This is a genomic window from Actinomadura sp. 6K520, assembly GCF_004349245.1.
Classification (GTDB): domain Bacteria; phylum Actinomycetota; class Actinomycetes; order Streptosporangiales; family Streptosporangiaceae; genus Spirillospora.
In genome coordinates this window covers 18,647-27,642 of sequence record NZ_SMLC01000097.1, presented here as the reverse complement: position 1 = coordinate 27,642, position 8,996 = coordinate 18,647, and the positions used below count along the sequence as shown (strand labels likewise).

Here is an 8,996-nt window from a genome sequence, read left to right as displayed (position 1 = left end):
CCGACGCCCCGCCCGCCCCGGTGCAGAACATCACCGACCGCCCGGCCTGACACCTCCGGAAAAGGCCGCCGTCCGCAATTGGGCGTGGCCGGACGCGGTAATTGCGGGGAGGGGCATCCGCGAGAATGGATGCATGACGTCTCCGCCTGCCACGAATGGTCCCCTTGCCCCAGCACACGGTGACGGCGCGCACCGTCCCGCTCCCCGCACGTTCGCCAGCGACAACCAGGCCGGCGTCCACCCGAACGTCCTCGCCGCGCTGGCCGCCTGCAACGACGGCCACCAGCCCGCCTACGGGGACGACGACGTCACCGCGCGGCTCCGCGAGGTCGTCCGGCGGCACTTCGGCGCGCAGGCCGAGGTGTTCCCGGTGTTCAACGGGACGGGCGCGAACGTGGTGTCGCTGCAGGCCATGTCGGAGCGGTGGAGCTCGGTCGTCTGCACCGACTCGGCGCACATCAACACCGACGAGTGCGGCGCGGCGGAGAAGGTCGCGGGCCTGAAACTGGTCACCGCGCCGGCACCGGACGGGAAGCTGACTCCCGCGCGGGTCGAGGAGCTCGCGACCGGCCTCGACAACGTCCAGCGGCGCCGGCCCGCCGTCGTGTCGATCACCCAGAGCACCGAGCTGGGCACCGTCTACACCGCGGCGGAGACCGCGGCGATCGCGGCGGCGGCGCACGAGCGCGGCCTCTCGGTGCACATGGACGGCGCGCGCATCGCCAACGCCGCCGCGTCCCTCGGCCTGCCGCTGCGCGCCCTCACCACCGACGCGGGCGTGGACGTCCTGTCGTTCGGCGGCACCAAGAACGGGCTGCTGCTCGGCGAGGCGGTCGTCGTGCTCAACCCGGACGCGACGCGCGGACTGGCGTACCTGCGCAAGTCGAGCATGCAGCTGGCGTCCAAGATGCGGTACGTGTCCGCGCAGCTCGTCGCGCTGCTGGACGGCGACCTGTGGCTGCGCAACGCCGCCCACGCCAACGCCATGGCCGCCCGCCTCGCCGGCGCCGCCCGCGCCGTGCCGGGCGTGGAGATCACCCAGGCCGTGGAGGCGAACGCGGTGTTCGCCGTCCTCCCGAAGGACGCCGCCGAACGGCTCCGCAAGCGGTTCCCGTTCTACACGTGGGACGAGCGGACCGGCGAGGTCCGCTGGGTGTGCTCGTTCGACACCACCGAGGCCGACGTCGACGCGTTCACCGCCGCGCTCGCCGGCGAGATGGCCGGCTGAAACAGCGCGCGGCGTCCCGGCGACCGAGAGGGGGCGGCGCCGGAACGGCCCGCGGGGCTATCGTGGGTACCGAACCTGATTCGGTACAGGAGGCGAGCCTGATGGCCAACCGCACCTTCGTCGTAGGCGTCGGCATGACCAAGTTCGAGAAGCCCGGCTCCCGCGATTGGGAGTACCCCGACATGGCCAAGGAGGCCGTCGGCAACGCCCTGCAGGACGCCGGCGTCGGCTACGACAAGATCGAGATGGCCTACGCCGGATCGATGTACGGGTCGATGGGCCAGCGCGCCCTCTACGAGACCGGAATGACCGGCATCCCCGTGATGACCGTCCAGAACGCGTGCGCGACCGGGTCGAGCGCCCTGTTCCTCGCCCGCCAGGCCGTCCGCGGTGGCCTCGCCGACTGCGCACTCGCCCTCGGCATGGAGAAGATGAAGAAGGGCTCCCTCGGCGCCGGCATGGAGGGCTCGAAGGTCACCATCATCGACCACCACCTCAGGTCCATGACCGCCGGCCGCGAATGGGAGCTGGACAAGGCCCCCATGCCGCAGATGTTCGGCAACGCCGGCCGCGAGCACATGGAGAAGTACGGCTCCACACCCGACCACTACGCCTGGATCGGCTGGAAGAACCACAAGCACTCCGCCAACAACCCCTACGCGCAGTTCCAGACCGAGTACACCCTCGACGACGTCAAGAACGCGCCGATGATCTTCGACCCGCTGACCAAGCTGCAGTGCTCCCCCACCTCCGACGGCGCCGCCGCGGCCCTCGTCGTCAGCGAACGGTTCCTGGACGAGCACGACCTGTGGGACCAGGCCATCGAGATCGCCGGCCACCACATCTCCACCGACACCCCCGAGAGCTTCGCCGACAACTCCTCCATCCAGGTCGTCGGATTCGGCGTCTCCCAGCGCGCCGCCCGCACCGCCATGGAGCAGGCACAGGTCTCCATCGACGACGTCGACGTCATCGAACTCCACGACTGCTTCAGCGCCAACGAGCTCATCACCTACGAAGCCCTCGGCATGGCCGAAGTCGGCGAAGGCCACAAGCTCGTCGACGACGAAGCCACCACCTACGGCGGCAAATGGGTCGTCAACCCCTCCGGCGGCCTCATCTCCAAGGGCCACCCCCTCGGCGCCACCGGCCTCGCCCAGTGCGCCGAACTGACCTGGCAACTCCGCGGCAAGGCCGACGACCGCCAGGTCGAAGGCGCCCGCGTCGCCCTCCAGCACAACATCGGCCTGGGAAGCGCCTGCGCGGTAGCCGTGTACAAGAAGTGCTAGCCCAGGGGGGCGACCCCCTGGAACCCCCGTTGCGCACAGTGCCAGCCCAGGGGGACGACCCCCTGGAACCCCCGTCACGCACGGCGAGCCGTTTCCCGATCCGCTTCGCGTCTCGTGAAACGGCTCGCCGTGCGGCGGGTCGTGCGGCCTCCGGTCGCAGAGCGACCTCCGGCCGCACGACCCGTGGGGTGATCATGCAGGTGGGTGAGCGCCTGACGATCCCCTCCCAAGTCCGGGGCTCCTCACGTCACCCAATGTGAATTGTCACCTGGGTCTGCGGCCTCACGAGCTGCTGATCATGCGGGTCGGCTGCCTCTGACGAGCCCCTCATGAGTTCTTCGCATCTCGTCACCGGATGGGGGCGTGTGGGTTGGACGTGTGACAAATCTTGACTCTTGTCTCATTGGCGTTAGCCTGGCGGTAGGTGGTCACTGCCAGGAGGTGTGATGCCGGTTTTGTCCGCGTCGTCCACGGTGGGCGGCGGTGCTCCGCTCGGACCGGGGTCGCTGCTGTGGCGGTACGCCGCCGACATGCGGTCGCTGCTGCCCGGGGCGGCCGCGGGGCTCATGCAGCTCATGCATCCCGGCATCGGCGCCGGTGTCACCGAGCACTCCGCCTTCTTCGACGCGCCGTTCGAGCGGATCCACCGGTCGGTCCCGCAGATCTGGGCGACGATCCTCGCGCCGGACGGCGCCGACCGCGCCCGCGGCATTCGCGACCTGCACCGCGCCATCGGCGGTGTCGACGAGCACGCCCGCCGCTACCACGCCCTGGAGCCCGAGACGTTCTGGTGGGCGCACGCCACGTTCACGTGGGAGATCTTCAAGGCGGCCGAGACCTTCCATCCCGGGACGCTCACCGCCGAGGACCATGAGCAGATGTACGCCGAGACCGTCACCTGGTACTCGCGCTACGGCGTCAGCATGCGTCCCGTCCCCGCCGACTACGCGTCGTTCCAGTCGAAGTTCTGGCACGTCTGCACCAGGCGGCTCGAACTCACCCCGGCCGCCGCGCGCGCCCTGGAGATCGCCAAGCACGGGTCGGACAGCATCACGATCCTGCCCGTGGGCGGTCCCCGCCTCGACCGGGCGGGGCGCCTGGTCATCGAGCGCCCGCTGCGGCTGCTCACCTTCGGGTGCCTGCCGGCGATCGTCCGGCAGCGCTTCGACATTCCCTGGACGCCGCTCGACCAGGCCCAGTTCGCCGCCCTGGCCTTGGCCAACCGGCAGGGGTACCGCATGATGCCCACCGGCATCAACCACTGGGCGCTCCGCAGAATGCTGCGCTACATCGGCGCCCACACCCGCCACGAGAGGTACCGGCCCGCGGCTTGAGCGCCGGTTCTCACCCCGCGGAGGCGGTGGCCTGCTCGCCCAGCCTCGGGCGGAGCGCCCGGCAGGCGCCGAGGATCCGCTTCACGTCGTTGTCCGCCAGGCCCGCGTGGGCGGACAGGCGGACGAGCGTGCGCCCCACCGACGCCGTGGGCGGGAACAGCGCCGCGCTGAAGATGTCGCGGGCCGCCAGCGCGTCGCGCATGAGGGTCGCGTCGGCCTCCGAGCCCGTCTCCAGCGCGATGATCTGCGTGTCGGACTCGACGAGCCGGTAGCCGAGGCCGGCCAGCCCGTCCCGCAGGCGGCGCGTGACGGCGCGCAGCCGGTCCCGGCGGCGCCGCTCGTCCCGGACGACCCGCAACGCGGCGGACAGGCCCGCCACGTCGTGCGGCAGCAGCGTCGAACTGAACACGGCCGGGAGCGCGGTGTGGGTGAAGTAGTCCGCGAAACCCGGGCGGTCGCAGGCGATCAGCCCCGCGCGTCCCGGCAGCGCCTTGGCCAGGCTCGCGGTACGGAAGTCGACGCGGCCGGTCAGCCCCAGCGCGGCGACCAGGCCCTCACCGCGGGCGCCCCGCGTGCCGAGCGAATGGGACTCGTCCACCACCAGGAGGCAGTCGTGCGCCTCGGCGATCTCCACGAGGCCGGGCAGCGGGCACACCGAGCCGTCGGTGCTGTAGACGGCGTCCACGGCGATCACTCCGGAGCCGCCCACCTCGACGCGGCGGCGCAGGTGGCCGAGGTCGTTGTGGCGGAAGCAGGCGAGTTCCGCGCCCGCCGCCCGCGCGCCCTCCCACAGCGACATGTGGGCGAGGGCGTCCAGGTAGACGGGGACGTCCGGCCCGGCGACGACCTGCATCAGGCCGGTGTTCGCCGTCCAGCCCGACGAGCACAGCACGCCCGCCCGCGCCCCCAGGTGCCGCGCGAACTCCGCGCCGAGGACGATCTGCGGGTGGTCGTCGGGCAGGCACGGGGCGGGCACCGGGGCCGCCGCGCCCTCCGCGGTGCGCAGGCTGGCGATCATGGCGTCGGCGATGGCCGGATGCTCGGCGAGGTCGAGGTAGTCGCTGCAGGTCAGCACGATCGCCCGGCTGCCCGGGACCGTGGCGGTGGACGGACGGCGCCCGCTCCAGGTGCCCCGGAAGCGGCTGATGCGTTCGCCCAGTCGCTGGTGAGCGCTGGTCATGGTCGTCACTCTCCCCGGTCGTCCGGCCGTCACGAACTGTAGCGGACCCTGATCATAGTGTGAAAAAGATCTAAGGTGTGCACCAAAGCACGCAGGTCATGCAAGAAACTCCGCACCGCGTGTTTGCGCGCCGCCCGCCCTCCGGCCGCATAATCTTCAACGGGTCGGCCAATCATCAAGGTGTGGAGACGATCGCCGCAGGCGCTGACTCCGCGGTGTCCGCCGGGCTCCCCGATCCCGGTGGCACGGCCGCGCCCCTCCCCCGCGTTCGCCGGACCCGCCGGATCGCCGCCGGCGCCCTGCTGATCGCCGCCGGTACCGCGCTGCTCGCGACGACCGACCCGGCGCGCCCCGCCCTGGCCGCCGCGGGCGAGATGCGCTGGGCGTTCCTGCCCGCGCTGGTCCTGCTCTGCGTGCTGCACTTCGGCTGCTCCGCGGTCGCACTGCGCGCCGCGTCCGGGCGGCCGATCCCGCTGTACCGGACCACGCTGGCGCAGTTCACGGCCGCGGCGGCCAACCGCGTGACGCCGGGCGGGCTCGGCGCCGCGGCCGTCAACACCCGCTACCTCGTCTGCCGCGGGCTGCCGCTCTCCCGGGCCGCGGTCGTCGTCGCCGTCGTGCAGGTCGCGGGCGTCCCCGCCGACCTGCTCCTGCTGTGCGCGGTCGTCGGCTCCGGCGGCGGGGACGGCCGGATCCTGGACGCGCTCGGCCGGCACGCCGCGGCGGTCGCGGGCGGCGTCCCGCCCGTCCCGCTGGCCGTCGCCGCGGGGGTGCTGCTGGCGGCGGCGGTGCTGTGCGGCCGCCGCGCGGCCCGCTCGGCGGCGGCCGGACGCGCCGTCGCGGGCCTCACCGACCTGTGCCGCCGCCCCCGCGCCCTGCTGGTGGTGCTGGCCGGGTCCGCGGCGACCACGTTCACCCTCGGCCTCGCGTTCGCGCTCAGCGTCCTCGCGGTGCCCGGAACGGCCGCCGGCCCGGCCGACCTCCTCGTGCTCGTGGCCGCCTACCTGGTGGCGGCCGCGGCGGGCTCGGCGGTGCCGGCCCCGGGCGGGATCGGCTCCACCGAAGCGGCCCTCGTCGCGGCCCTCATCGCCCTGGGCGTCACCGCCGGCCCGGCCCTGCACGCCGTGCTGCTGTTCCGGGCCGTCACCTTCTGGGCGCCGGTCCCGCTGGGCCTGCTGGCCTTCCGGACGCTGCGCCGGTGACCCTCAGAGGTGGAAGACGCGCCTGGCGTTGCCCGACAGGAACGCTTCCTTCGCCTCGTCGGAGAGGCCCAGGTCGTCCAAGCCCTTGAGCGCCCGCTCCGCCGTCATCATGGGGTAGTTCGTGCCGAACATGACCTTGTGCTGCCTGTCCTGGGTCATGTACCGGACAAGCTCCGGCGGATACCTCCGGACGGTGTAGGCGGACGTGTCGATGTAGACGTTCGGGTGCTTCCGGCACACCGCGACCATCTCCTCCGTCCACGGGTAGCCGATGTGCCCGCCGACGATGACGAGTTCCGGGAAGTCGAGCGCGACCTGGTCGATGTAGGGAATCGGACGTCCCGTCTCGCTCGGACGCAGCGGCCCCGTGTGGCCGACCTGCGTGCAGAAGGGGATGCCCAGCTCCACGCATTCGGCGAACAGCGGATAGAAGCGCCTGTCGGTGGGCGGCAGTTCCCAGAGCCACGGCACCACGCGCAAGCCCCTGAATCCCAGTTCGCGGACGCACCGCCTCAGTTCCCGGACAGCGTCCATGGGCTTGCGGATGTCCACCGAGGCGACGCCCAGCAGACGCCCCGGCGGGGCCTGCTCGACGAACGAGGCGACCTCGTCGTTGCTCACCAGCGCCCCCTCGGGCCCGTGCCAGGCGCTGATGAGGCCGACGTCCACGCCGCCGGCGTCCATGGCGCCGACCGTCACGTCGATTGGCACCTCCTGCTCCGGAGGCTTCTGCCCGGTCCACCGCCACAGCGAATCCAGCATTTCGTGCTGCAGGAACCGCACCGTGCCGTGCTGCATCCACGCGTCGATCACCATGGTTACCTCCCACCCGGCCGCAACGCGGCCCTCACCCGCTCACGGGACGTCCTTCGGCCTCATTTCTACGCGAACGCGGGCCCCGGTCACATCCCCGTGGGGCGGTGACCGAAGCCCGCGCGACGCGGAACTACGTCAGCCGGCGTTCCTGGCGGAGCTCTTGGCCTTCAGCGCGGTCTTGGCGGACGCGGTGAAGGCGGGCAGGTAGCCGAGGCGGTGGCCCCGGGCGGTCGGGTGGTAGGACGACTCGATCGGGAGCGTCACCGCGTTGAGCCAGTCGTCGCCGGAGCACAGTTCGTGCCCGGCGAACTCGTCCCTGACATCGGACCAGGTGAACCCGGCGCGGTCCACGGCCTGGCGGGTCACCCCGGCCAGCGTGTCGGCGGCGCTGTTGAGCGCGGTGCGCTTGGCGTTGGACAGGCCCACGCACCAGTCGACGATCGTGTAGAGGCGCGGGTACCCGAGCACCACCACGCGCGCCGAGGGCGCCCTGGACCGGATCTGCGCGTACAGCGAGTCGAGACGTCCCGGCAGGGTGTTCCGCATGTAGCTCTCGGCCTGCGCCACCCTGTTCTGGCAGCTCGAGGTCGACTCCAGCACGCACGTCTGCATCACGTTGCTGAAGCCGGCGTCGTTGCCGCCGACCGTGATGCTCACGAGCGTCGTGGACGAGCTGAGCGAGCCGAGCTGCCCGCTGGAGACGGTCCCGGTCGTCGCCCCCGAGCAGGCGGCGAACCGGTACGACTCCGTCGTGTTCGCCGCCGCCCACAGGTTCGGGTAGGCGTTGGCGCTGCGCTTGCACGACCCGCTGTCCGGGTCGTAGCTTCCGGCCCCCGTGCCGGACGAGTAGGAATCCCCGAGTGCGACGTAGTTGGTTCCGGCCGCCGAGGCGGGCGCGGACCAGGCGATGGAACCGGCTGCGATGGTGAACGCGCCGAAAACGGCGAGACAGGGGCGGGTGAGGCGCATCTACACTCCGGAGCGACGAAACGAAAAATGTCCCCGGACTTATACCCCGGCCGTCATTCTCCCAAGCCCGATCCCTGATCAACAACATTTGTCATGATTCGTCACAGAAATTCACGACACTCACCAATCGAAGATTGTCAAGACCCAATAACCACCACCATTCTCCTTAAAACCCCACCAGTCCCAGAAACCCCAAGAGACCCTTATCCCTCCTATCTCCCTAATTCACCACCGCCCCAGCCCACGCCCCCCACCCAGCCGCGACAGGTAAACCTGCGCCCTAGACGAGCCATCACGCGAATCGGTAGCGCCCGCCGACCACCAGGCGCCGTTCCCGCGATGATCAGCCGCATCGTCAAGGGCAAACCCGACCCCGGCGCCGCGCGCGCACCATGGAGGTCGGGATTTCTACGCGGGCACCACCGGGTCTCCGGCAGCAAGACCGGCCATTTCTGGACGGAGGTGGAACGTCCCCTGAACGCGCTCCAAGTGGAGTGAATCGACCGGATAGAACCGGTCGCCCATCAGAGACTCGACCTCATGCTGAGCCGGGGCGAGAGCACCGGCTCCTTCACCCTGGCGGCCTGCTGCGCGTCAAGCAGCGGGGCCTTGCCCCTTGCTCGTCCCTCTCCTCGCCCTGATTCCGTCGCGGACCCAGTGCCAGGCCGCGCGGATGTAGGAGTTGAGGCGCTCGCTGATGCGGCGGGCGGTGGGGAACTCGGTGCCCAGCAGACCCAGCCCGCCGAGGATCGCGACGACGCCGGGCCCCGGCAGCACGAGCATCGCCAGCCCCGCCACGATCAGCGCGACACCGGCGACCGCGACCGCGATCTTGCGCACCAGCCGCACGTGCGCCCGGCGCCGTACCCCGGGCGCCGTGGCGGTGTCCGCCTTGATCTCCACCTTGGACCGCCCCATCGTCCCCGTGGTCACGTCGCCTCCCCGGCACGTTCGCGTTCCTCTGTAGACGAACGGCGA

At 71.3% G+C, this 8,996-nt stretch carries 8 protein-coding genes; 4 read left to right on the top strand and 4 right to left on the bottom strand.

Annotated features, from left to right (window positions below; all coding sequences use genetic code 11):
* Window positions 1–133 precede the first annotated feature (133 nt).
* The 3 genes from E1289_RS23640 to E1289_RS23630 all read left to right on the top strand — a co-directional run bounded on the left by E1289_RS23640 (window position 134) and on the right by E1289_RS23630 (window position 3,851).
* Window positions 134–1,228 carry a beta-eliminating lyase-related protein gene (locus tag E1289_RS23640; RefSeq protein WP_131983736.1) on the top strand — a complete coding sequence of 365 codons (1,095 nt, stop codon included), beginning with the start codon at window positions 134–136 and terminating at the stop codon, window positions 1,226–1,228.
* A gap of 101 nt (window positions 1,229–1,329) precedes the next feature.
* Complete coding sequence (locus E1289_RS23635) at window positions 1,330–2,517, top strand: lipid-transfer protein (protein WP_131983734.1); 1,188 nt, start codon at window positions 1,330–1,332, stop codon at window positions 2,515–2,517.
* A gap of 446 nt (window positions 2,518–2,963) precedes the next feature.
* Window positions 2,964–3,851 (top strand): oxygenase MpaB family protein, encoded by an 888-nt coding sequence (locus tag E1289_RS23630; RefSeq protein WP_131983732.1) that lies wholly within the window; start codon window positions 2,964–2,966, stop codon window positions 3,849–3,851.
* A gap of 10 nt (window positions 3,852–3,861) precedes the next feature.
* Here the strand turns inward: E1289_RS23630 and E1289_RS23625 are convergent, their stop codons facing one another.
* Window positions 3,862–5,031 (bottom strand): aminotransferase class I/II-fold pyridoxal phosphate-dependent enzyme, encoded by a 1,170-nt coding sequence (locus tag E1289_RS23625; RefSeq protein WP_131983730.1) that lies wholly within the window; start codon window positions 5,029–5,031, stop codon window positions 3,862–3,864.
* Window positions 5,032–5,213: 182 nt separating this feature from the next.
* On the opposite strand from E1289_RS23625, the gene E1289_RS23620 reads away from it, so the two are divergent.
* Window positions 5,214–6,233, top strand: coding sequence for a lysylphosphatidylglycerol synthase domain-containing protein (locus E1289_RS23620; protein WP_165970587.1), 1,020 nt, complete (start codon window positions 5,214–5,216; stop codon window positions 6,231–6,233).
* A 3-nt stretch (window positions 6,234–6,236) separates the two neighbouring features.
* On the opposite strand, the gene E1289_RS23615 is transcribed toward E1289_RS23620, so the two are convergent.
* The 3 genes from E1289_RS23615 to E1289_RS23605 form a co-directional block, all read right to left on the bottom strand.
* Window positions 6,237–7,049: an amidohydrolase family protein gene (locus tag E1289_RS23615; protein WP_131983726.1), complete on the bottom strand. Its 813-nt coding sequence runs from the start codon at window positions 7,047–7,049 to the stop codon at window positions 6,237–6,239.
* Window positions 7,050–7,184: 135 nt separating this feature from the next.
* A complete protein-coding gene (locus E1289_RS23610) occupies window positions 7,185–8,018 on the bottom strand; it encodes an SGNH/GDSL hydrolase family protein (protein ID WP_131983724.1) in 834 nt (277 codons plus the stop codon).
* A 594-nt stretch (window positions 8,019–8,612) separates the two neighbouring features.
* Window positions 8,613–8,951: a PGPGW domain-containing protein gene (locus tag E1289_RS23605; protein ID WP_207929109.1), complete on the bottom strand. Its 339-nt coding sequence runs from the start codon at window positions 8,949–8,951 to the stop codon at window positions 8,613–8,615.
* Between the last annotated feature and the right edge of the window lie 45 nt (window positions 8,952–8,996).

What these genes read in the sequence shown, in the direction of transcription:
- E1289_RS23625 (WP_131983730.1), bottom strand. Translation starts at nt 5,031, where the DNA reads ATGACCAGCGCTCACCAGCGACTGGGCGAACGCATCAGCCGCTTCCGG.
- E1289_RS23635 (WP_131983734.1), top strand. Translation starts at nt 1,330, where the DNA reads ATGGCCAACCGCACCTTCGTCGTAGGCGTCGGCATGACCAAGTTCGAG.
- E1289_RS23615 (WP_131983726.1), bottom strand. Translation starts at nt 7,049, where the DNA reads ATGGTGATCGACGCGTGGATGCAGCACGGCACGGTGCGGTTCCTGCAG.
- E1289_RS23630 (WP_131983732.1), top strand. Translation starts at nt 2,964, where the DNA reads ATGCCGGTTTTGTCCGCGTCGTCCACGGTGGGCGGCGGTGCTCCGCTC.
- E1289_RS23610 (WP_131983724.1), bottom strand. Translation starts at nt 8,018, where the DNA reads ATGCGCCTCACCCGCCCCTGTCTCGCCGTTTTCGGCGCGTTCACCATC.
- E1289_RS23640 (WP_131983736.1), top strand. Translation starts at nt 134, where the DNA reads ATGACGTCTCCGCCTGCCACGAATGGTCCCCTTGCCCCAGCACACGGT.